General features: G+C 58.6%; 23 protein-coding genes. 12 read left to right on the top strand and 11 right to left on the bottom strand.

The window, feature by feature from the left end:
• Positions 1–176 precede the first annotated feature (176 nt).
• The 3 genes from HARCEL1_RS12135 to HARCEL1_RS13510 all read left to right on the top strand — a co-directional run bounded on the left by HARCEL1_RS12135 (position 177) and on the right by HARCEL1_RS13510 (position 1,921).
• Positions 177–1,016: a ParA family protein gene (locus tag HARCEL1_RS12135; RefSeq protein ID WP_108383845.1), complete on the top strand. Its 840-nt coding sequence runs from the start codon at positions 177–179 to the stop codon at positions 1,014–1,016.
• A complete protein-coding gene (locus HARCEL1_RS12130) occupies positions 1,013–1,411 on the top strand; it encodes a hypothetical protein (RefSeq protein ID WP_108383844.1) in 399 nt (132 codons plus the stop codon). Before HARCEL1_RS12135 ends, HARCEL1_RS12130 begins: the two co-directional genes overlap by 4 nt.
• Before the next feature lie 69 nt (positions 1,412–1,480).
• Entirely contained in the window at positions 1,481–1,921 is a 441-nt protein-coding gene (locus HARCEL1_RS13510; RefSeq protein ID WP_159077142.1) for a hypothetical protein, read from the top strand.
• 35 nt (positions 1,922–1,956) lie between these two features.
• On the opposite strand, the gene HARCEL1_RS12120 is transcribed toward HARCEL1_RS13510, so the two are convergent.
• The 3 genes from HARCEL1_RS12120 to HARCEL1_RS12110 all read right to left on the bottom strand — a co-directional run bounded on the left by HARCEL1_RS12120 (position 1,957) and on the right by HARCEL1_RS12110 (position 4,612).
• Positions 1,957–2,742 (bottom strand): hypothetical protein, encoded by a 786-nt coding sequence (locus HARCEL1_RS12120; RefSeq protein WP_233357346.1) that lies wholly within the window; start codon positions 2,740–2,742, stop codon positions 1,957–1,959.
• 251 nt (positions 2,743–2,993) lie between these two features.
• Entirely contained in the window at positions 2,994–3,464 is a 471-nt protein-coding gene (locus HARCEL1_RS12115) for a PDDEXK family nuclease (RefSeq protein WP_233357345.1), read from the bottom strand.
• Between the two features lie 182 nt (positions 3,465–3,646).
• Positions 3,647–4,612: a CBS domain-containing protein gene (locus HARCEL1_RS12110; RefSeq protein WP_233357344.1), complete on the bottom strand. Its 966-nt coding sequence runs from the start codon at positions 4,610–4,612 to the stop codon at positions 3,647–3,649.
• Positions 4,613–4,723: 111 nt separating this feature from the next.
• Here HARCEL1_RS12110 and HARCEL1_RS13780 point away from each other — a divergent pair, with 111 nt between their 5' ends.
• Positions 4,724–4,864, top strand: coding sequence for a zf-HC2 domain-containing protein (locus HARCEL1_RS13780; protein ID WP_233357343.1), 141 nt, complete (start codon positions 4,724–4,726; stop codon positions 4,862–4,864).
• Between the two features lie 411 nt (positions 4,865–5,275).
• Entirely contained in the window at positions 5,276–6,511 is a 1,236-nt protein-coding gene (locus tag HARCEL1_RS12100; RefSeq protein WP_108383840.1) for an RNA-guided endonuclease TnpB family protein, read from the top strand.
• Between the two features lie 149 nt (positions 6,512–6,660).
• Here HARCEL1_RS12100 and HARCEL1_RS13775 read toward each other — a convergent pair whose 3' ends face one another.
• The gene (locus HARCEL1_RS13775; protein WP_233357342.1) at positions 6,661–6,948 is read right to left on the bottom strand and encodes an HNH endonuclease; all 288 of its coding nucleotides are present in this window, start codon (positions 6,946–6,948) and stop codon (positions 6,661–6,663) included.
• Between the two features lie 433 nt (positions 6,949–7,381).
• On the bottom strand, positions 7,382–7,645 hold the full coding sequence (locus HARCEL1_RS13770) for a hypothetical protein (protein WP_233357341.1): 264 nt from the start codon (positions 7,643–7,645) through the stop codon (positions 7,382–7,384).
• Positions 7,646–7,935: 290 nt separating this feature from the next.
• On the opposite strand from HARCEL1_RS13770, the gene HARCEL1_RS12090 reads away from it, so the two are divergent.
• On the top strand, positions 7,936–8,142 hold the full coding sequence (locus HARCEL1_RS12090) for a hypothetical protein (RefSeq protein ID WP_108383839.1): 207 nt from the start codon (positions 7,936–7,938) through the stop codon (positions 8,140–8,142).
• A 586-nt stretch (positions 8,143–8,728) separates the two neighbouring features.
• Positions 8,729–10,711: a DUF5591 domain-containing protein gene (locus HARCEL1_RS12085; protein ID WP_233357340.1), complete on the top strand. Its 1,983-nt coding sequence runs from the start codon at positions 8,729–8,731 to the stop codon at positions 10,709–10,711.
• A 233-nt stretch (positions 10,712–10,944) separates the two neighbouring features.
• Here the strand turns inward: HARCEL1_RS12085 and HARCEL1_RS12080 are convergent, their stop codons facing one another.
• Together HARCEL1_RS12080 and HARCEL1_RS12075 are read right to left on the bottom strand one after the other, a co-directional pair.
• Complete coding sequence (locus HARCEL1_RS12080; RefSeq protein ID WP_233357339.1) at positions 10,945–11,433, bottom strand: helix-turn-helix domain-containing protein; 489 nt, start codon at positions 11,431–11,433, stop codon at positions 10,945–10,947.
• Positions 11,434–11,514: 81 nt separating this feature from the next.
• Positions 11,515–12,369 carry an IS5 family transposase gene (locus tag HARCEL1_RS12075; RefSeq protein ID WP_108383838.1) on the bottom strand — a complete coding sequence of 285 codons (855 nt, stop codon included), beginning with the start codon at positions 12,367–12,369 and terminating at the stop codon, positions 11,515–11,517.
• Between the two features lie 415 nt (positions 12,370–12,784).
• On the opposite strand from HARCEL1_RS12075, the gene HARCEL1_RS12070 reads away from it, so the two are divergent.
• Positions 12,785–13,144, top strand: coding sequence for a hypothetical protein (locus tag HARCEL1_RS12070; RefSeq protein ID WP_108383837.1), 360 nt, complete (start codon positions 12,785–12,787; stop codon positions 13,142–13,144).
• Positions 13,145–13,316: 172 nt separating this feature from the next.
• Here the strand turns inward: HARCEL1_RS12070 and HARCEL1_RS12065 are convergent, their stop codons facing one another.
• Positions 13,317–13,712 carry a DUF7575 domain-containing protein gene (locus HARCEL1_RS12065; RefSeq protein WP_159077140.1) on the bottom strand — a complete coding sequence of 132 codons (396 nt, stop codon included), beginning with the start codon at positions 13,710–13,712 and terminating at the stop codon, positions 13,317–13,319.
• Between the two features lie 226 nt (positions 13,713–13,938).
• Between HARCEL1_RS12065 and tnpA the strand changes: the two genes are divergently transcribed.
• Together tnpA and HARCEL1_RS12055 are read left to right on the top strand one after the other, a co-directional pair.
• The gene (gene tnpA, locus HARCEL1_RS12060; protein ID WP_108383835.1) at positions 13,939–14,355 is read left to right on the top strand and encodes an IS200/IS605 family transposase; all 417 of its coding nucleotides are present in this window, start codon (positions 13,939–13,941) and stop codon (positions 14,353–14,355) included.
• Positions 14,352–15,509: an RNA-guided endonuclease InsQ/TnpB family protein gene (locus HARCEL1_RS12055; RefSeq protein WP_108383834.1), complete on the top strand. Its 1,158-nt coding sequence runs from the start codon at positions 14,352–14,354 to the stop codon at positions 15,507–15,509. Before tnpA ends, HARCEL1_RS12055 begins: the two co-directional genes overlap by 4 nt.
• Before the next feature lie 11 nt (positions 15,510–15,520).
• On the opposite strand, the gene HARCEL1_RS12050 is transcribed toward HARCEL1_RS12055, so the two are convergent.
• The 3 genes from HARCEL1_RS12050 to HARCEL1_RS12040 form a co-directional block, all read right to left on the bottom strand.
• A complete protein-coding gene (locus HARCEL1_RS12050; protein ID WP_325047896.1) occupies positions 15,521–16,285 on the bottom strand; it encodes a type I 3-dehydroquinate dehydratase in 765 nt (254 codons plus the stop codon).
• Positions 16,286–16,321: 36 nt separating this feature from the next.
• Complete coding sequence (locus HARCEL1_RS12045; protein ID WP_108383832.1) at positions 16,322–17,200, bottom strand: methyl-accepting chemotaxis protein; 879 nt, start codon at positions 17,198–17,200, stop codon at positions 16,322–16,324.
• 94 nt (positions 17,201–17,294) lie between these two features.
• Positions 17,295–18,773: a cryptochrome/photolyase family protein gene (locus HARCEL1_RS12040; RefSeq protein WP_108383831.1), complete on the bottom strand. Its 1,479-nt coding sequence runs from the start codon at positions 18,771–18,773 to the stop codon at positions 17,295–17,297.
• A 366-nt stretch (positions 18,774–19,139) separates the two neighbouring features.
• On the opposite strand from HARCEL1_RS12040, the gene HARCEL1_RS12035 reads away from it, so the two are divergent.
• Both HARCEL1_RS12035 and HARCEL1_RS12030 read left to right on the top strand, forming a co-directional pair.
• On the top strand, positions 19,140–20,558 hold the full coding sequence (locus HARCEL1_RS12035) for a cellulase family glycosylhydrolase (protein ID WP_108383830.1): 1,419 nt from the start codon (positions 19,140–19,142) through the stop codon (positions 20,556–20,558).
• Between the two features lie 102 nt (positions 20,559–20,660).
• Complete coding sequence (locus HARCEL1_RS12030; RefSeq protein WP_108383829.1) at positions 20,661–21,710, top strand: TrmB family transcriptional regulator; 1,050 nt, start codon at positions 20,661–20,663, stop codon at positions 21,708–21,710.

Genomic DNA, 21,710 nt, shown 5'->3' with positions numbered 1-21,710 from the left:
AGCCATCCAGCTAAGTGGATTAGCTGGCTGGTATAGCTAACTGGTATAGCTATACGGATCGGCTGGATGGTATAGCTAAGCAGTATAGTCAAGTGAGTGGGCTGGAAGATGTAGCTAAGTCACTTGGCTATCTTGTCTGACTGAGTTTTATGGCTATGCGGATCAAATGGGTGAGTATGCTGGCCTACACCGTCTATTCAGAAGCAGGTGGCGTCGGGAAAACCACTCTCGCTGCGAACCTCGCAAAGGCTGAAGTTCGGCAAGGGCGGGACGTCCTCGTCGTCGATCTCGACACGCAGGAGGCATCGCTGTCTCACCTCCTCGACGTCGGTGACGACCGGAATAACGATCAGGCAGATAGCTTGCTGCGGCACATGATCGACCGCCCACGTGGCGACTTCCATGACCTCATCAAAACGAGTGAGGGGATCGATGTCGTCCCCTCGCACAACATTCTCGAATACGCGTCGAAGCACCTCCGCAGGCGCGAAGAAGAAGCAGCTGATTTCGGCGAGTCGTGGAATCCAAACAAGCAACTCCTCCGGGTGCTGCGGGAGGCCGGCGTTCATGAACAGTACGACACCCTGATTGTCGATCCACCGGCGACCGCTGATATCAAACTCCACAACGCGATCCACGCGACGCGGCACCTGGTGATTCCGTTCGAACCGAGTGGGAAGGGGTACGAGTCGGTCCAGGGCCTCGGCCAGCTTGTGTCCGGACTTGAGGACTCGCTCGGCATCGAGGTCGGGGTCCTTGCGGTGGTTCCAAACCGATACAAGGGCATGAACGACCAAGACCGTTTTCTGGAGGAGCTTCGGAACGATGGCTGGAAGCTCCCAATCCGTCTTCGTGAACGGTCGTCTCTGTTCGAAGGCTGTTGGGCGGAGCAATGTAGTGCATATCGCTATATCGATGAGTACCGGGACCGGGAACGAGAGCACGAACTCGACACGCTCCAGAAACTGGATGATCTGGCGGAGCACATCCGCAACGTGCAGGTGGTCGAAGCATGAAGCAAGGATCGACGGACGATCCCTTCGCAGACGATCCCGAAGACGAAGACAGCGATCAGTCGAGTTCTGACACTGAGCCAGTCGTCAATACTTCTGATTCGCTTGACTCTCCCGACTCCCCTCCGTCTCCCGACGAGCTCACTTCGACGTCACAGCGTCAATCACTCCCCTACATCCACTCCCGCGACGGCGTGAAAGACGGCCGGATCCAGCGCCCTATCTTCTTGCGGGAACACATCGAGGAAGGGATTGACGACCTCGTCGATCAGATGGAAGATGAGTTCGGAGAGGACGTCTACAAAACCGACGTCACGGAGGCGGCGATGGCCGTGGCTCAAGAACACCCCGACCTGGTCTCCCAGACACTCGATGAGTGGGGCTACGGCTGGGATTGAGTTGGGAATTTGACGACTGTGTGGGGTCAGATAAAAAGCCCTTAAGATTGCGGTGAGAGGTTTTCTTCTATGGCGAATTGGAAGAACCCGGAAATGGCCGTCATTTCTTGTTTTAAGGGTGATCTCTATTCTACAAGAGAGTCTCTCAAGCGGTCTGAGATCGTTGAGCATCTTAATTTCGGGAAGGGATTTCCCAAACAATTAGCCAACAACGTTATCGATTCAATGATTGACCGTGGGTTACTCATCCAGAATGACGATGACACATTGCAGCTCCAATCCGATTTCACACGCAATGCAGTGAGCTCTGGAGCGACATTATGGGGCGCTCTCGAATCGACTAAACAGGACGACGAGACCCATGAAGCCGGGTTTTCGAAAACTCAACTTCGGGAGATTGCTGACCAGCACGATGTTCCAGACGACGCCTTTGAGGACGCGCTTGACCGCTGTCTGGAATACGGCGTCGTGTATGAGGTTGGAGATGGATACGAAATCATGGAGATCTGATTCTCCGCCGAAGACCTCTCACTGGTCGGGTGAACTCACGTCCGTGCGTCGAGGATGGTTAAATCGCGCTCGAGTTGTGTTTCCACCGTTGGGCTTCGGCAATCGATATCGAGTTGCTCGGACTGCCAGTGGCGGCCGTTTTTCCCGTTCCACACGCCGTAGATGGTCACCTTCGGAAGAACAACAACTCCGAAGAGCACAGCGAGATAATACAGTAGTTCCGTTGCTTGTGTCCACGAGCCCGTCGCAGTCTGGGGGAGGTCAATCGGGAACTGGACAACCTGGGCTGGCACACCTGTGTCGAGACTCCGTTCGACGAATCCGTGATCGTTGCTGAACAGAATCGCCTGTTTCTGACTTTCTTCGTTGAATTTGCGATAGCTGTCGATGATCGCTTCGTCACCAGTGTCGCTCTCGACGATGTCAACCGTCCGATCGGTCCGAAGCCGCCGGTACTCGTACAGTCCGAGCAATCCTTCGCGGTTCGCTCCGGCTGGCTGGTCGTCGAGGCGGTCGAATTCCGAACCGAACGCCGAAGTGAGTTCGTGGGTATTGTACTGATTAAAGTGCCAGTCGAGTTCCTCTTCGACGCCCGTCGCCAACGCGTAGCCGTTGGTCGGCCGACGTCCCTTCGCATCTGTTTCACCTGTCTCGCTGTCAAAGCCGAGCACTTCAGGGAGACGCCACGCCAAAATATTCGCGTCAAGACCGACGACGACCGGATCGTGCCCGGCTTCGAGGTCCGGGTATCCGTGGCGATCGAGGAACGCCACCACCTCATCGATGTTCTTCGGCTCGACGTACCCGCTGGCGACCATCATTCGAGTATACGTCTGTGCGTCCGGTAGGTCCAGGTAGGCTGGCTCACCGTGTTTCGCTGGGATCGTCTCACGACTGTCCTGATAGGTCATCGACCCCTGGGTGAATCGAACGGTCGCCTGTCCATTGTCCTCTAACTCGACCACCAGCAGTTCTCCAATGTCATCGCACGGGTGTTCGACGGGGATCGAGGTCACGCCGTGATCGTACAGTGCATTCAAGAGAACCATCAATCGGCGGCGCTCGACGTGCATTACATCACCTCCGTGAAATCGATGAGTTCGGTCGCAGTTCGTGGAATCTCCGCATAGAGGTCGCCATAGTACGCTCCACTTTTTCGATAGAAGTAGAAGACATGGTCGGCATCGAATCGGAAGCCAGCCTGGAACGAAATAGCTGACATGAACTTCCGACCGGGGGTTACGTCGACTGCGATCGTATCTCCGTTCTCACGGGCCGCCTCAATCGCTGACTGATAGAACTCGATGATTTCTCGGAAATCCGTCTCCGTTTCGAGACTGTGTTTCGAAACAGTCGCATCCCCGCCGTGAGCCCCGATGATTGTCTCAAACATCTCGCTCGCGTCCGCGACCGAATCGGCAACACCAGGATTCGACAGAATTCGTGCTTCATCCGGGACATACCCGCTGTCACACGCAGCAGCGAGTGGATTCAAAAGGCCAGGCATCGTCGGCGTCCCGTTGGTAACCCAGATGCGTGCCATTGTAGACTCGACATATGGCAGTAACAATAGTGTTCCTGCAATCACGCTGGGCTCGTCTTCGGATCCGGGGCCTAAAGCTCACCACTACTCGCACATTGTCCATTCTATGCGGTCAACCCACACCCATTCGAGCGACGCATTATCACTCGGTTTCGACGGTTCTGAAGATCATTCCCTGAAACTCATGACGAGAGACTTTCAAGACAACCTTCAACAGTCGTATATATTTGTTCAACATTTCCAATCGTTCGTCCCTCTCCGAATCCACCTTCAGTGTTCTGGACGACCTGATGGGAATGTGCAACCGCATTTCGCAGATCGGTCAGGTCATCAAGCTGGCTTGACGCCCGATGATCGCTCGAAAATCCAGAGGCTTTCCAACACGCTTCGATGTCGCTGACGATCGTTGCAAGTGTCGAAAACTGGGCGTAGTGGATTTCGTCGAGTTCGATATTCGACCGGCGAGCCTCAGCGTGCCGCTCTTCGATGTCTTCAACCACGTTCGTATTGAGTGCGACCTGCTCTTTCCAGTCGGGCGCTACGTCGAGGACGAGTTTACGGAACTGATCCTCGAGTAGCGTGATTCGATCGAACAGGTGCATCCTCGCAGGAGACGTGTTCAGATCCGCTCGTGTCAGAATTCCTGTCAACCGATTTTGACCACCGAGGAAATAGAAGGGGTCCTCGTAGAGCGCTAATAGTACTTCTTCGAACGTAGCGTCAGCAGAGACAATCTCACCGATCGTTATCGGCTTTGTATGATCCACAATGTGGTCGGTGGACGGCGCATCCTGTAGCTCCTCCAGGACGACATATCCCCGAATGTCCTCCCCGCTACTCACTGGTGCAACGTCGAATCCTTCAGCTTCGAGCCACTCACTTGCCTCGGAAACGGTCGCTTCAGGGTCTTTTGTGGCGATTGTTTGAGTCGCGAGGTCGTCTGCTGTACAGACGTACCGATCCTGAACCATCGCCTCGAATAGCGGTCGCTCCGAGTATAATCGTTTGGCCGCCGCAAGGAATAAGTAATAGTAATTATTAATATCGTATTGATGAGCGTAGGGCATTTCACTGATGGAGGTGGGTACGTAGACCACGGAGATGCGTCCGTCCTGTTCCCAGTCGAAGAGATCAATGCCATCCTTCACACCCACCGCGACGCGGAACTCGCACTAGAGCGTACGCCAGCTGAGTCCGTCCTCGTTGTTCGCCCTACAGGATTGGCCAGCAGTTACGCACTGACCCAGCGACCGATAACGGTGATCGAGGTCTCATCACTGGACGATGAGGTCCGGGAATTGCTTGGAGAACGCGTTGATGGAGAGCTTTCGGACTTCGAACTCATCCAGGTCGGGAAAGCGGTAGCTCCGACCAAAAACCGCAGTCTCGGGGAGTTCTGAGGAGGTGCGATACCCTGACCAAACCACGCTCGGAGTGACGAGAAGACCCGCTATTCAAAAATCGCCATCACGAATCAGCTTCGAATACCGGGAAAACGGTCGGGCTCGTGGCTGCCAGTCCAAAATTTTTGGCACCGGCGCATCGCCATCTTCAAACAGCGAGGGAATCCCGGCCTTTAGGCCGGGAGGGAATCGCGGAAGCTCTACTACGCAGTCCCCCGGTCAATCGCCATTGCCGGAATCCAACTCCCGTTGAGCGTGGAGTAGCATTCCCTTCCACGTTAGACCGTGGCGCTTCTTCGTCTCTTTCAGAGACTCGTACTGTGCTTCGTCTACCTCGAAGTTGATGTGTGGCATTAGTCGTTCTAAATATTCGCCACACTTAACTTTGACTACGTTATGTCTACGGGTGTGTCCGAGACGGTGACGAAGACGCTACAGGCCACGCTCGCCACGCCCACCACGGGCAAAGAGCAACGCCTTCAGCGGCTCTTGGACACCTACCGTGAAGCACTCCACGACGCTTTCGGCAACAGGGCAGACACAATGTCTGCCGTCAACGATGTCGTGACGCCCTACGACCTGCCGTATCAGGCCAAAGACGCGCTCAAGTCCTACGTCCCGAAACTCCGCTCGACGTACAACGCCGAGGAGTTAGACGACGAGCATCCGGCTCGACTCGTCAACCGTGCCGCGAAATTCGACTACTCGGAGGAGCGCGACCACGGCTTCGTCTGGCAGGTTCCGATGCCCGGACGCGGGACGAACTTCTGGATTCCGCTCTGTATCAACTCGGAGCAAGAATCGCTCTGGTTCGACCTACTCGATGGGGACGCGACGGCGGGCGAGTTGCGGCTACAGCGACACCGTACATCGTGGGAGTTACACGTGACCGTCGAATACTCGGTCGACGAACCGACCGAGTCGGACGATCCGACGTACATCGGCTTCGACGTCGGCGAGAGCGCGTTGATTACGGGCTGTGCCCTCAAACGCGACGTTCCACGGAAGCCGATGCTCGTCAGTGGCAGTCGAGCGCGACACCTCCGCAAAGAGATGTCCACCACGCTTCGGCGGCTACAGTCGAGGGACGCCGCCGAGTGGCGCGTGGACGAACGATTCGTCCACTACCAGAGCGCACTGACGGATATCGTCGAGAAGGCGTCTCGGCGGGCCGTCGAATACGCCGAATCCTTCGAGAACCCCGTCATCGTGTTGGAAGACCTGTCGTACATCCGCGAGCAGTTGGACTACGGTAAGTTCATGAACCGCCGCCTTCACGCATGGGCATTCGCCCGGCTACAGGGCCGAATCGAAGACAAAGCGACCGAGGCAGGTATTCGTGTCGAGTACGTCAACGCGGCGTACACCTCGCAGACCTGCCACGCCTGCGGTCGTCTCGGTCGGCGGGATGAACAAGCGGAGTTTGTGTGTCCGCACGACGACTGCCACGTATCGGAGTTCCAAGCGGATATTAACGCGGCGGCGAACATCGCCCGTCGCGCTAACCCGTGGGGAGAGAGTGTTCCTTGGGAACCGGAACGCGATGACTCGCCACAGGATGGGAGCGCCCGTGACAGCGCCACAGTTCACCGAGAGACGAGTCCGAAACCCGGACAGATGACGCTTTCGGCGTACTCGGACTGAAACCTGCCACCCCGGATTCCCCTCGTAGGGGAAGCCCCGCCGTTTACGGCGGGGAGGATGTCACCTGGTAAACATACGGAGGTAAAGATGTAAATCCCGCGGCCCGATCGTTCCAGAACCCGCTTACCGTCCACCGCTCTGCGATCTACTCACACCCATTCGAGCGACGCATTGTGCTGCGAGACGTACTGTGGTTCCAGACTCTCATCCGGGATCGAGATACGCTCTCCGTCCCGGTCGGTGATCGTCCGTTGCAACAGCTCACTCCTCGTCTCGAATTCGGGGTTCACCCGCAGCCGGTAGTCTCGATCAATGGTGAACAGCCCCCGGTCGAAGGCCGCGTGGTGGGTCTTGCTGAGTGCCAGTACGTTTGAGAGGTCGACCCGGTGTTTCGGATAGTCGCTCCACGGTGACATGTGCAACGTCCAGCAGGCCATGATGGTCCACCCCAGACACTGGGCATCTACGGTCATGACGGGACAGCACCGTTGCGCGGAACTCTGGATCAATCGAACGAGCGTGGACAGTCGTGTCGTACGTCCCTGCACGCAACTCGGGATCACTCGTCGACGGTGTCCAGTCTGAGTCAGCCCACTCCTCGACCGCACTCTCGACGAATCTCCGCCCGTCGGCCGTCAGTTCACAGCTGTTCCCGTTCTTCTCAACGAAGCCCATACTCTGGAGCCAGTTCACCCGCTGGTTCGCCATGTCTGTCTCCCCAGGACTCCATCCCAATTCGGGATGTGTATCGAGTTGCTGCTCACTCACTTCGGTGATCGTCATCGGGCCAGACACCAGCGCATACAGAAGACTTCGGAGTCCGACGTTTCGATTACACATGATCCGGAGCAGCCTCGTCATATCGCCTTTCTAGGCGTAGTCTCGTCCAGCCTCCTCAAGGTCCCAGTGGTCGTTTTCTCGACGAAGAAACCCGACCTGCTCTAAGTAGCGCAGCCGCCGCATGATCGATTCTCGACTCGAGACATTCGAAAACGCTTCACGATGCCACATCACCAGTTCATTCGTCGTCGGCTGATGCGCTTCGACGAACTCGAGAATCGAATCTAACGTTTCGACATACTGCGTCCCTCCACCAAATATCGGAGCAATACTGCGAAGCCAATCCTGGGGCATGCAGACACGTTACGTGGCCAACTGATGATCCTTTTCCTCGGTCACTCGGGTGGTAGTCAGATTATTTGGACGGGAATCGCGACGGAGGAGAGTCTGGTTTATCCGTCAAGATTCGAAATTCGATCATCATATTCGGCGCAGAACTCTGTCCCAAGAGATTTGTCATAGAATCTGAGCAGTGCCCGGATTCCCTGAGCTGCGAGAATGTCCTGTCGCTGGTTATTACCCATCTCACCTTTGTAGATTTCGAGTGAGTCGATATCGATCGCTGATGCCCACAAGCGAATCAAATGAAGGTCTTCGACTTTCGTCAACAGAGCGAAATCAGCCAGCGCATCGCGGACCTCGGACTGGAGTTGCGTGTGGGCGGGCGATTCTGTATCAATGTCTCTGCTGCCGCTGACGACATCAGCTATGTAGGAGACTGTGTGATGGCTCAGGAACCCATCGCGATCAATCGCAGCGTGAACCTCCTTTCCGGCGGTGGTTGTCTCTGAGAGGTCCGACCCACACGAACCACAGTATCGATGACTCGATTCAATGGCGCTTCCGCAATAGGTACAGTGTGGCATAGTTCCTGTAGTTGTCATTCTATGAGTTCCCGTAGTATAAACCGAATGGGCATTCTTCCTCTGATCACTCCGATTTTGCTACGCCAGCTAAGCCTCGAACTTCTTGACTCTGGTCGCCGATGATGAGCTCGTGTACTGCGCTTGAGCCCTTCACCTATCATTGAACTTCAAGTCCTTGAGGCACAAAGTAAGGGTTGTTCTGGGACGAGGCTGTAGATTATACCCACGCCGACGTGATACACATAGTTCTCCAGCGAGGAGTGGCTAAACAGGCGGCTGTCGACGTATTGATTAGGCAAATCCTTGTGTGAGCGACACAAATTTCAATTTCGCAACTGCCAGCACTGTCAGTCCCCGGTCAATTAAGAAGGTCTACCTGCTCCCACAGTTCGGAGACTAGCAGTTCGCTTTCACAATTATCGACGCTGTTTATTGAGAGTATCTTTGATGGAGCAAAGGGCCTATAGCCTACGCTCCTGTATCCTCTGTCGATTCAATGGCGTCGTTTCGTGTGAAGAATCCCGATGAAGACGGGTATGGGCGTATTGGGGAGATCGAAGTGCCCAATGGCCCTGTCGAAACGCCGGCGCTCTTTCCGGTCGTCAACATTATCGGTGGGACCACGGTGGAATCGGGCGGCGTCTGGCGGCGAATGCGGGACAAACTCATCGATAAGGACCATCTCCAGGGCATCATGTTCCAGGCGATGAGTTTTACTGACTACGGTGTATCGCCGGGCAATCTCAACGATTTCTGGCGGACACAGACATTTCACGAGCGTTTTGATGACTTAGATGCCCCGGTGTTCATTGACTCTGGCGGATTCAAACTGATGAACTCGAATACGTTCGGCGATGCTCCTGAAGAGGGTGGCGTCCCGAACGAGTGGGGGCTCTACACTGATCCGAAGAGTATCCTCGGGCTTCAGTTGGACTTTGGGGCGGACATCGTGGCAACTCTCGATTACCCAATCCCTCCAAGGCTGAAAGAAGAAGAAAAGGTCGAGCGAATGAATCGCAGTATCGACAGCGCTGTCGAATGTCTTCAGATCCTTGACGACCCGGGCCTCCTCGAGGAACGCTTTGAGGTCAACAAACGCGCAGCTAAACGGCTTCGGCAACAAAAGAAAGATGAGGAGGAGCCGGGTGTCTACGTCGCCCTCCACGGTCATGACTACGAGACGGTGAGCTGGTACGTCGGAAATTTCATCGAACGTGTCGAGGACGTCGACGCCGACACCTCGTTCGAGGGATTCGCTATAGGATCGCTTGTCCCACTCAGAGACAGTGTCCGTACTCTCGTCGATATCGTTCAGGGCGCAAAAGACGCGATCCCGGAGAGCCGCGCTGACGAAATCGGAATACACGTCTTTGGTGTCGGTGGCAAACAGGTCGGATTGCTTTCTCTCCTCGGTGTCGATTCTTTCGATTGCTCGACACATATGCAAACGGCCCGGTACAAAAAATATCTCCACCCAGATACCTGGGTCCACCACGAACTCGATGAGCTTGACGACCACCTCGATCCGGACGGAGCCTTCCCGTGTGACCTTCCGAACTGTACGCTCTGTACTGAGGAATCCGTCGGATACGAGGAGATGGTTAACCTACTCAATAGTGACATGTCGAGAACAGCGACAATGGAACGAAAAGAAAACGGGAAACCAATCAAGAGCGATTACTACGCACTACTGGCTCGCCACAATTTCGAGGTATACAACCGAGAACTTCGAGAAGTGCGGAAAAAAATAGACGAGGGAAAGCTCCTCGAACACGTAATCGATTTCGCAAGAGAACATGACGACATCAAGCGAGGCCTCAAGAATGCCCAGGTTCGCGATAAGCGGCTCCGCAAAGATCTCGAATCCCGGGGAGCCTACGATTTGTTACCGGGCTCAAACCTCAATAGCGATCAGATGAAGCTCTCAGAATGGGGTGCAGGGGCGGATGAATCGTTCGATACGCAGCGGATTTCTCTCAAATACTCCCCGGGTGACTTCAACGTACTTTCTCAATCGTATACTCCACCGTCCGATAGAGAGATTCTGCTTGTCATTCCCTGTAGCCAGAAAAAGCCCTACTCGGAGTCGCGTACCCATTCTGTATTGTTCGACAAACTCAGTCACCGCACATCGAATATCCATAAGGTGACTATTTCAGGCATGTACGGTCCAGTTCCTGAAGAATGTGAGCGTCAGCAACCGGTTACTGAATACGATTACGTACTTGCAAAAGAGGATACGGACCAAATAAAACTCGTCACCAACCGGCTCACTGAGTATCTTAACAGATTTGGCGATCGGTTCGACCACGTTCTCGGGTATGTAACGAGTAAGACGTACCGGCAGGTAACTGAAGACTCATTTGAGAGGTATGGCCGAGGAACAGTGTTTCCACGCGATCCTACAGCGTTACAACTCACTGAATTCTTTCGAAACGACAATATCGACGAACTCATTAGTTTCATCGACGAGCAGACTACCTCCCACAGCTGAGACATCCGTAGAAATTCTGAGTTATGCGGAAGGGGACAAACTGATTGCTTCAGAGCTCCATCTCGTCTGGAAAATTGGATTTCATTTGCCTTGGTGAGCCCCATTCAGGGGACCCTCACCCTACCGCTAGTAATGTAGTGCTGACATAATTGGCCGCCAATCAGGTCCATAATTCGCTGTCAAAGCAGTCACAAGACTGGATCAGGTCTGCCCGACTGTCGACAGTCTCATTATTACATATCCTTGCCTGGCAATTCGTCGAAGTCCGATTGGATTTCTGTAAGAAGACTCGTTTCACTTGTCGACGCTGCAGTTGTCGATGCTGTAGTGGTTTTATCAGTCGGCAATGGATCGAGATATTCGAGCAGTGATCGGAGCGTCGAGACGCGTGGATTGAGGTCCTGGTTTTCGATTCGCGAGATTAGCGGTTGAGAGACTCCAGCCTTGTCTGCGAGTTCCCCCTGGGTCAACCCAGCTTGATCTCGTGAATGTTTAAGCGAAGACTGGAGAAGTGGTTCGAGTTTCTCGTGGTCGACACTGGTGTCCGACCCATTGATCGCAGATACAATATCGTGCATCGTTTCGAGCGTGGTGTCTACATCATTGCCTTCGATTCGGGCGATGAGTGGTTGAGAGACATCGGCCCGACGTGCGAGCTCGGTCTGTGTCAGTCCTCTCTCCTCGCGGGCTTCTTCCAGGTCACTGCCCGTGGGGATGTCCATACCACAACCACATCCTGGAGTGCTCTTTAAACTGTCCGATATTACTATATCTTGGCCTTGTTTAGACGCCTAATATTACGGTCATGAGCGGCTCACGCTCAATTCAATGTTTCTGACAGCGCATTTCAGGACGAGTTCGCGGAACTGACCGAACCAGGTTCGGGCGCGAACGATCTCGCCGTATTTGCGCCGGAGTGCGAAAAACGTCGACTCGACGTTCGAGCGTTGATGGTAGATCGTATCATCTTGCAAGATATTGTTCGCGACGCCGTACCAGCCGAATTCGCGGTGGCGAATCACTGGTTTGACGCCTTCTGCACGCAGTCTTTGGCGAAGGAGCCACCAGTCGTATCCTTTGTCGGCGGTGAGAACACTCAGTTTGTCGAGGTTCCGCTTCACCATTTGCCAGCCGATCTTGGAGTCGTGCGGTTGTTTCATCGAGCAATGTATGTCGAGAATCGCATTTGTATCGCAGTCGATCAACGTGGTCACTTTCACCGCCTGGAACGTGTAGTTCGTCCGTTTTGCGTAGTGTTGGCTGGCAGCGATCCGATCCATGCCGGTTGCGTCGATCGCCTGAACGTCGCCGATGTCGTGCAGTTCCGCCGATAACCGCAAAAGGACGCGCCAGATTCGCATTTCGAGGTCTTGCTTGCGCGTACAAACGGTGGTAAAATCGGGAAGTTCAGTTACCGCTAGGTCGAGCTTCGAAACGATTCCAGGCATCTCGTGGAGCACGTCCAGCAGCCGCCGGTACGGGTGATCGAGATATTCTCTGAGACCGTGAATTGCCACGATTACCCAGTCTGCGTACCCTCCGTCACCGGCCTGGTACGCTGGATCTGGCTCACCGACGACGGCTTTTTGAGCGAGCGAAACGATGCGACCAGTGAAGCGGGCGAGTTTCGTAGGCACAAACTCCGTTTCCCGCTTCACTTCCTAGTATCTTCGACAATTAGACGCTCTTACTAGCGTCTAAACACGGCCGAATACTTACGACGCGGTAGTCGTCATCGACAACAGGTGCTGTCTTTCGGGTGGCTGGGGCAAGGCGAAAGTCTCGAAAGCCGGAACTGATAAGGCGTACGGATATGTGAGCTTTTACAATCGAAACGCCACTATAGGCCACGAACTCGCTCACATCTATGGGTGCTCCCATGTAGGTGACGAGTCGCACTGGCAGAATTACGGCGTTTCGAGCTACGACGTGGTCGGGAAAGCGACGGGGGATTACGCACAATCCTGCAATGACAACGATCCGAACCTCTATCGCCAATTCCGATTCATGCACTGTGCTCGTGAACGCATTCGTGAGTATATCGATTCAAACCTGATCTAGCTCGTCGAATTCATGGACTGGAATCAACCCCTCTCCCGAAAACGGGTCGCGCTGGCTGGTCTCCTCGCGGTGGGCCTCGCCATCGTCGTGTACTTCCACCCGTTTTTCCTCTCGTTTGTCCTCGTGGAACCGCCGGGCCGGGGCGTCGCGATAACGGTCGACAACGAGATGTCGGACGATTGGACGTCGGACGAGGTCGTCGAGTACGACGAAATGACGCAGGGACAACAGGAACTGTTCGACGAGGCTCGAACCCAATCTGGTCTGACGTACGTGCCGGACGATGTCGACCACAATCTCTGGTATCAGCAGGATACCCCATATGTGAGGTATAACGGCTCGGTGTACGAGGTGTCGATCGTCGAAGATTGACCGCCGCAACTCGATGTCACTGTTCGGGTGACGGCGGCAGTGGCTCATCACGGGGATACCCCGCGGCACTTCGGCGAGGCCATCGAGGAGTCGATTATCGAGAAATAGCGATATCCTACGGATATCGGGCAACAGCGATGCGCTCCGGGCATCGGAAGTAGCGATGTCGTACTCACTCCAGCCGCTCGGTACACCACGGACAGAAATCCAGGTCCTCGAACTCCTCGATGTCTTTCCCGCAGGACGGACACCGCGTCGCGTCCTCGCCCACCGACCCCTCTTCCATCTGCACGATGAGGTAGACGTCGAGCGCGGCGACGAGCGTCATCGAGGTGCTCACGACCTGGGCCTCGATCGGGATGGCCTGACTCATCTCGACCAGCGACGCGACCGACACGGTCTCCGGGGCGGGCACGACGGTCGCGATCCAGGCCGTGACGGCGACGACGAGCACGAACCAGGGGATCGCCCGGTAGTACGCGCGGACGTAGAGGTGACCGAGCCCTGGAATAAACAGGGTCAAAAGGACTGCCACCAGCGTTCGAAAGCGGCCTGAATCGGGAGTCACGTCGGTCGGGATAGCGGGGCGGGGCCGTTAACTTTTGCGAGGCTAAGTCCCCGCCGTTAAGGAGTCGTTCGAGAGAGCGAAGCTCTCGTTCGCACATCAGAACGCTCCGCGTTCTGAGGACGCAGTAGGGCGGGGATACAGCCGACACGAGATTAGGGTATATTCAAAATCAAACACCCAAACCAAAGAATCATTTGGCGGTAGCCCGATAGTGAAAGTGAACCCAATGGATTACGACCTCGATACGGGAGCCCACTCGACATACTCCCTGCACTACCACCTCGTCCTCGTGGTGAAAAACCGAAACGAGGTGTTCAACGAAGAACTCCAAGATTTCTTCCGCGAGGTCGTGAGCGGGTTCGCTGACAACTACGGCGTCGAAATCAAAAACCTCGAAGCCGACCTCGACCACGTTCACCTCCTGTTCAAAGCCACTCCCACAACCGACCTGACCAAATTCATCAACGTTCTCAAAGGCGCGTCTGCTCGACGCATCCGCAACGAGTACGGCGACCACATCGATGACAAAAGGTGGGGCGACTCGTTCTGGGCAGACTCGTACTGTCTCATCAGCACGGGACAGGTATCGCTGGACGTGCTGAAAGAATACGTTGAGAACCAACGAGAGCGTGACGACGAATGAAACGGACTGCCGAGAAGACGGTCGTGGCGAAAATCCTCACCGACGACCTTACGCAGTCGAAACTCGACGCTATCATCCACGAGTACGAGGCGTTCCAGCGATATATTCGAGGTGACGAGGACGCTGACCTCTACTCGGCCACGAAGCAATGCGCCGACGCCTACGTGGACACCGACAACCTCCACGACGATCACGACTACCCGTGGTTCATCCGCAACGACGTGTTCGACGTCGGCGTGAACGTGGAACAGCACGACACTGACCTGACGGACTGGTGGCTGAAACTTCCTGTCTCGCAGGTCTGGGGTGGCGTGAACGTCCCGATTCAACCGCACGACGAGATACCTGACGGGGCCGACGTGAAGGACTCGAAAATCGTTCGGGAGAACGGCGACTACTACGCACATCTGACGGTTCGGCAAGAGGTGGAAATCAGCGAGGAGTACGACGGTGTTATCGGCGTGGACTTCGGTGTTCGATGGGTGGCAACGTCGGTGGCGTTGCCGTCCCGCAACACCGAGTTCTACGGGAGAGAGATTCGCCGTATCCGCCGTCACCATCATGAGCTTCGCACTCGCTTGCAAGAGAAGGGAGCCTACGACACACTCCAGTCGGTCAAGGCGAAGGAATACCGTCGAGTGAATGACCGTCTCCACAAGATTTCTCGCGCTATCGTGGAGGAAGCCAAAGAGCGCAACGCGCTCATCGTGGTCGGAAACCTCGAAGGTATTCAGAATCGAGACCTCGGAGCGGAGATGAACCGTCGGCTCCATTCGATGCCACACCATACGCTCAAGAACTACATCGAGTATAAGGCGACGTTCGCGGGTATTGCGGTGAAGTCCGTGAACGAGTATATGACGAGTCAGACGTGCTGGCGGTGTGGCGAGCAGGAAGCGACCACTCGCAAGGAACAGGGCCAACACCTGTGTCACGAGTGCGGTTTGGACGACAACGCGGACAAAAACGGTGCGACGAATATCGCAAAGAAAGGACTGGGTAAGGACATTGCGTGCCCACTATCCAGTCTCGGCGCAGTTTGTGAACCTGCGCTCGAACCGAGCGGTGTTGACCAAGCCTCTGCCACGGTACGCTTGCGAGCCGACTTGGAAGCCCCTGCCTCAACGAAGCGAGCCGTCAGACGAGCGAAGTAGGCAGGGGTAGTTCACTCGTTGTGCACTGGCGGTTCGTCGAGCGCGTCGATCAGTTCCGCCAGTCGCGCGAGGCCGTACTGCCCGGGCGCGGTCGCCGGCGCCCCGTCGGGTGGCGCGTAGCCAATCTTTGAGCCGTAGAGCGGGGCGACCACACGGGTGTGCCGACCGGGTTCGCCCATCGCCATCGTCGCGACGCGGTGGCCCCGGACCGTCGCGGCCCGGGTCGCGACGAGGAGATCGAGGGTGTCCTCGCGGTCGGTCGCCGTGACCGCGAACTTGCCGACGTCACCGATCGAGGCCGCGCGTGCCAGGCGCTCGACCATCGCCTCTGGCCCGGGTGTCCCCTCGAAGTCGTGTGCCGAGACGATCACGCGCGTGTCGGTCGCCTGGGCGGCCGCGAGGACGTCCTCGCACGCTTCGGCCCGATCGAGTTCCACGTCGATCGCGCCGACGCTGGGATTTCGCGCGGCCGCGATCAGGCGCTTCTGGCGGTCGGGGCCAGCGGGTGATTCCCCGCCCTCGCTGGTCACGCGATCGGTCGCGATGATCGGGAGATTCCCGTCGTAGGCATTGAGCGCGTCGAGCGGGGACTCGGTCCGATCCATCCGAAACTCGACGGCGTCGGCCGGGCCGAACTCGCGATCCAGCGACGCCGTACTCGCCGTGAGAACGAACGACTCGAAGTCCATGTCGCGATCACGCGATCCGTCCGGAAAAGTCTCGCGTCCGTCGGTACCGCTGGGGGTCGCTGTCTGGGTGGCGCGGTCGGGTGGCATCGAGGTGACTCAGGATCCGCGCGCCGATCCCGGCCGTCAGCGGGCGTCGATCATCCGCTTGATCTCGTCGACCTTCGCGGCCATCTGCTGGTTCGCGGCGGCGACGGCCTCGATTTCGTCTGCGACCTCTTCGGCGGTCTCGGCGGTCCGGTCGACCATCGAGGCGACCTCTTCGGTCGAGGCGGCCTGGTCGTCGGTGGCTTCAGCGACCTCTTCGGCCCCACGGGTGGCCTCCGAGACGGCCTGGTCGATCTCTTTGAGGATGTCGACGGCTGCTTCGACCTGTTCGATGCCCGCCTCGACCTGATCGGTGGCCTCGTCGATCGAGTCGACGGTGTTGTCGGTGTCCGATTTGATGTCCCGGACCATCGCTTCGATCTCGTTGGCGTTCTCCTGGGACTGCTCGGCCAGCGATTTCACCTCGTTGGCGACGACGGCGAAGCCTTCGCCCGCTTCGCCCGCTCGCGCGGCCTCGATCGAGGCGTTCAGCGCGAGCATGTTGGTCTGGTCCGCGATGTCGTCGATCACGTCGACGATGTCGTCGATCTCGTCGATGCGGTCGCGGAGGCTCGTGACGTCTGCGGAGACGTCGTCGTTCGCCGCATCGACGCGCTCCATCGCCCCGATGGCGTCGTCAGCGACCGCGCGCCCCTCGTCGGCCAGCGACTTGGCCTCCTGGCTGATCGACTTGACCTCGTTGGCGCTGGAGGCGACCTCCTCGACGGTTGCCGAGAGGTTCGACACCTCGCCGGCGACCTCTTGCATGTTTTCGGACTGTTCTTCCGCGAGGCCGGTGATCTGGTCGGAACTCCGGGTGACGTTCTCGGAGGTCTCCAGCAGATCTCGAATCGCGCCCTCCAGTTCGGCGGTCGTCACCCCGCCGTCTGTGGCGAGGCTGTCCGACTCCGTGTCCATACCATAAAACGGGTCTGGGCGGCGATTAAGGCTGCCCCTGCGGTTATCAGGCCTGATATGGGTTTCCTGCGATCGGGTGCTGCCGTCGGCAGACTCAGATCGTACCGTCGAGGGCATCGCTCCGCAGGCGGTCGGCCCGCGTCCGGATCTCCTCGCGGTCGTCGCGGTCGTCCAGATGCGAGTAGACCAGGCCCATCCGGTGGTTCGCGCGAAGACGGTCCTCGTGGCGGTCCAGAAAGTCCCAGTAGAGCGTGTTCAGCGGGCAGGCGTCCGCGCCGAGCGTCGCGGACCGATCGTACGCACACCCCGAACAGTAATCACTCATCTCGTCGATGTAGTTCGCACTCGTCACGTACGGTTTCGTCGAGAGTTGGTCGGTCCCGAACGTGCCCATGCCGATCACGTTCGGCGTCGTCACCCAGTGGAAGGCGTCGACGAACGCGGCGTGAAACCAGCGATTCAGCGCCTGGGGGCGGACGCCGAGCAGCGTCGCGATGTTCGAGAGCACCATCAATCGCTCGATGTGGTGGGCGTAGCCCCGTTCGCGGACGCCGTCGACGACGTCGGCCAGACAGGCCAGTCGCGTCTCGCCAGTCCAGTACGCCGGCGGCAGATCGAGCGTGGCATCTAACTGGTTCGCCGCGGCCAGCGCTGGCATCTCACGACGGTAGACGTGGCGCAGGAACTCCCGCCAGCCGAGCACCTGCCGGACGAACCCCTCGACGCTCGCGAGCGGGGCGTCCTCGGCCGCGACCACCCGATCGATCACCTCACGTGGCCCGAGCAGGCCGAGGTTCAGTGCCGGCGAGAGCAGCGAGTGGGCCATCGCCCACGAGTCCGATCGCATGGCATCCTGATAGGGTCCGAACTCCTCCAGTCGATCCGAAACGAACGCGTCGAGGACGTCGAGCGCCCCCTCGCGGGTCGTCGGCCACTGAAACGTCGCGGGATCGGCCCAGTCCTCACCGATCTCGGCGGCCCACTCCGCCGCCGCGTCGGTGTGCACACCGGTGTCGACCGTGGGGACCGCCGGTGGCGACCAGTCCGCCGGCGGCGTCTCGCGGTTCTGGGCGTCGTAGTTGTACTCGCCGCCCACTGGCTCGCCGTCGTCGATCAGAATGCCCGTCCGGTCGCGCTGCCACCGATAGAACGCCTCGTGGCGGTACTCGTCGCGATCGCCCGCCCACTCGTCGAACGCGGCGGGGGCACACAGAAAGCGTGGATCGGGCTCGAAATCGATCGTGAGGCCCGCCTCGTCGGCCATCGCGGCCATTCGGTCGCGCGCCCCGTGGGTCGGTGGGGTCATCGCCCGGAGGTGGTCGTCCGGGTGGGCGGCGGCGTGGGCGGCCAGGCCGTCCGCGAACGTCTCGCACTGGTAGTAGTGGACCGTTCGACCGTCGGCCCGCAGACGGTCACGGAACGATCGCATCGCGGCGACGACCAGGGTGAGTTTGTGAGGGTGATAGGGCAGTCGCCGCCCGAACGCCGTCGCCTCGATCATGAGAGCCGAGTCACTCCCGGCGACCGGCCCCGATCGATCGGTCAACTGGTCGCCCAGCACCCAGACGGTCACGCGATCCCTCCGGCCATAGCCACCTGTCCCACGCGATCGTCAAAAGTAGTGGGGCCAGGCCGGTGGTCTCCTCGGTGACGGGCCACACTGGCGAGTGCGACGACATTGTTCGCACCGGTTGGTAGCAAAAAATTACGTACATCGCTGGCCTACGAATGTGTGGCGGCGGACCGGACGACGGGACGACCCGTGGTACGATCGGGGTGACGCCGGTCGTGGCTGTACCGTCGGCGGACGAGGGGACAGTCGGTTCCGGCTGACCGACTGCGTCCGTCGAGATCAACCATACACAGCCGTGACGTCCCGGACGGCCCGTGAGTCGACCGGCCCGGGACGCCGTTCCATCGGGTGCGGCCTGGCTAACATATGACACATACAGATCGAACCGAGACAGCGACGCATCGAGCGGCAGCGCGGACGACGAATCGACGGCAGTTCCTCAAACTTGCCGGTGCGGGTGCGATGACTGGCGCACTCGGCACCGGCGCGCTGGGATCGGCTGCGGGGCTCGTCGGTGATCCGACGCCAGCCTTGCACCGCGACGGCAACGTGATGCGCGACCCGAGTGACAACACGGTCGCGCTGCACGGACTGAACGTGATCGATCCGCGGCGTGCCAACGAACTCGCGCCGTGGACGAAATCCATCGAGGATCTGATCACGCTCGCGACCGACCCCGAGGAGGGCTGGAACGCGCAGGTGATCCGGATTCCCGTCCACCCCATCGACGTTCACGACCCGGCGGACGACTACGGTGAACTCGACCCGGGTGAGTTCACCCAGGCCGAACTCGACTCGTACGTCGAGAACCATCTCGACCCGGCCGTGCAGGCGTGTAAAGACCGCGGCGTCTACGCGATGGTCGATTATCACCGCCATCGTACGACCGACTTCACGACGCCCGAACTCGACGACGAGGTCCGGATGTTCTGGGAGACGGTCGCGCCGGAGTACGCCGAGGCCGAGCACGTCATCTACGAGCTGTACAACGAACCGGTCGGCGCGAACCGTGGTTCGTGGGGGAACCAGCAGGCCGAACAGTGCATGCAGCGCTGGCGGGAGACGGCTCAGCCGTGGCTCGATATCGTCCAGGACAACGCCCCCGCACGGCCGGTCCTCGTCGGCACGCCCAGTTGGGACCAGTACACCTACCTCGCGCCGGACTACGAGTTCGACGGTGACAATCTGATGTACGCCGGCCACGTGTACGCACACGCGGGCTACCGGCCGCTGGGCGAGTACTTCGGCACCCCCGCCGACGAGGTACCCGTGTTCATGAGCGAGTTCGGCTTCGACACGACCGGGTCGAGTGACGATTTCATCAACGGGACCGTCGACGTCGAAGGCCAGCAGTTCCAGACGTTCTTCGAGGAGTACGATCACGTCTCTTCGACGGCCTGGATCATGTCGCACTTCTGGAGCCCGCCGATGTACGTCGAACAGGACGGGGCCAGTAACTACGAGCAACTGACCGGGTTCGGAGAATGGACCCAGAGTTTCCTCGAATCCAAGACGGACGTCAACCGTCCTGGTGAGGGGACGCCGTCGACCACGCCACCCGACACCACCGAGACGCCCTCGTGGCCGGACGGGGCGACCGATCCGGACGGCGACGGGTTGTACGAGGACCTCTCCGGGAACGACGACCTCGACTTCCCGGACGTGAACACCCTGTTCCAGAACACCGACAGCCAGCAGGCCCAGGCCAACGCCGCGTTCTACGATTTCGACGGTGACGGAGACGTCGACTTACAGGACGTGTTGGCCCTGTTCGAGACGGTCTGAGGCCGTGATCGGCCGGTGAATCGCACCGTGGTCGTCGCTCCCGGCCTCCAACCGCTCCCCCTCGGTGAACAGCAATTTGCCTCTCGACCGCTTACACCCGCTATGGCCGATTCGTTGCGTCGCGAACTCGAACGCTGGGGGTTCTCCGAGGGGGAGATCGACGTCTATCTCGCGGTCCTCGATGTGGGTGAGGGGTTGGCCTCAGAGATCGGTGAGGCCGCCGACGTGTCGGCACGGCACGTCTATCGGGTGTGTGAACGCCTCGAAGAGCGCGGCCTGGTCGACGTCGACGAGCACGTCCAGCCGACACGGATTCGCGCACGCCCCCCGAGCGTCGTCGAGGACGTGATCGAACGCAGTGCGTCGACGATGAGCGAACAGATCGCGTCGAAATACGCCGGGACGCCCGATCAGACCCCGGAGATCGAGGTGCTCAAGCGCCAGCCGACGGTCATGGCGCGAGCGGCGGACATCCTCGCGGCGGCCGAGACCTGGGCGATCGTCGTCCTCCCGCCCGATCTGGTCGATCGGTTTGCCGAGGACATGCGGGCGGCGATCGAGCGTGGCGTGCTGGTGATGCTCGTCACCGACGCCCCGGCGACCGACGAGCCTCTCGACGATCTCGCGACGATCGTTCGGATCCGAGAGGGCCCGCACGGCTTCCAGGAGTTCGGTATCGGGGCCGACAAGGTGCGCTCGCTGATGGTCTCCTCGGCCGACATGGGTGACGGCCACCGCCACTCGCCCGCGCTGTACGTCAACGACGACACCATCGCGGTCCGGACGAACGACTCGCTGTTCGGTATCGAGTACCGTCTCAGTGAGGAGTTTCACGTGCCCGACCCCGCCGCGCTCCCGGCGACGCCGGACTCCTTTCGTGAGGCCACGCTGCACGCTGCGCTCCATCGCCGCGAGGGAACCCCCCTCTTCGCGCGCGTCGAGGGCCGATCGCTCTCCACCGGTCGTCGTCATCCGATCGAAGGGCGTGTCGTGGAGGTGCGCCAGGGCCTGATCGAACCGTTCAATCAGTCGTTTCTCGGTGAGCGAACGCTCGTCCTCGAAACCGACGACGGGCGTGTCACCGTCGGGGGGCCGCCGGCCACGCTCGAAGACTACGCCGCCGACTCGGTGACGCTGTTCAGCGAGGAGTGA

This window comes from Halococcoides cellulosivorans (assembly GCF_003058365.1).
Classification (GTDB): Archaea; Halobacteriota; Halobacteria; order Halobacteriales; family Haloarculaceae; genus Halococcoides; species Halococcoides cellulosivorans.
This window is presented reverse-complemented; position numbering and strand designations above follow the sequence as displayed.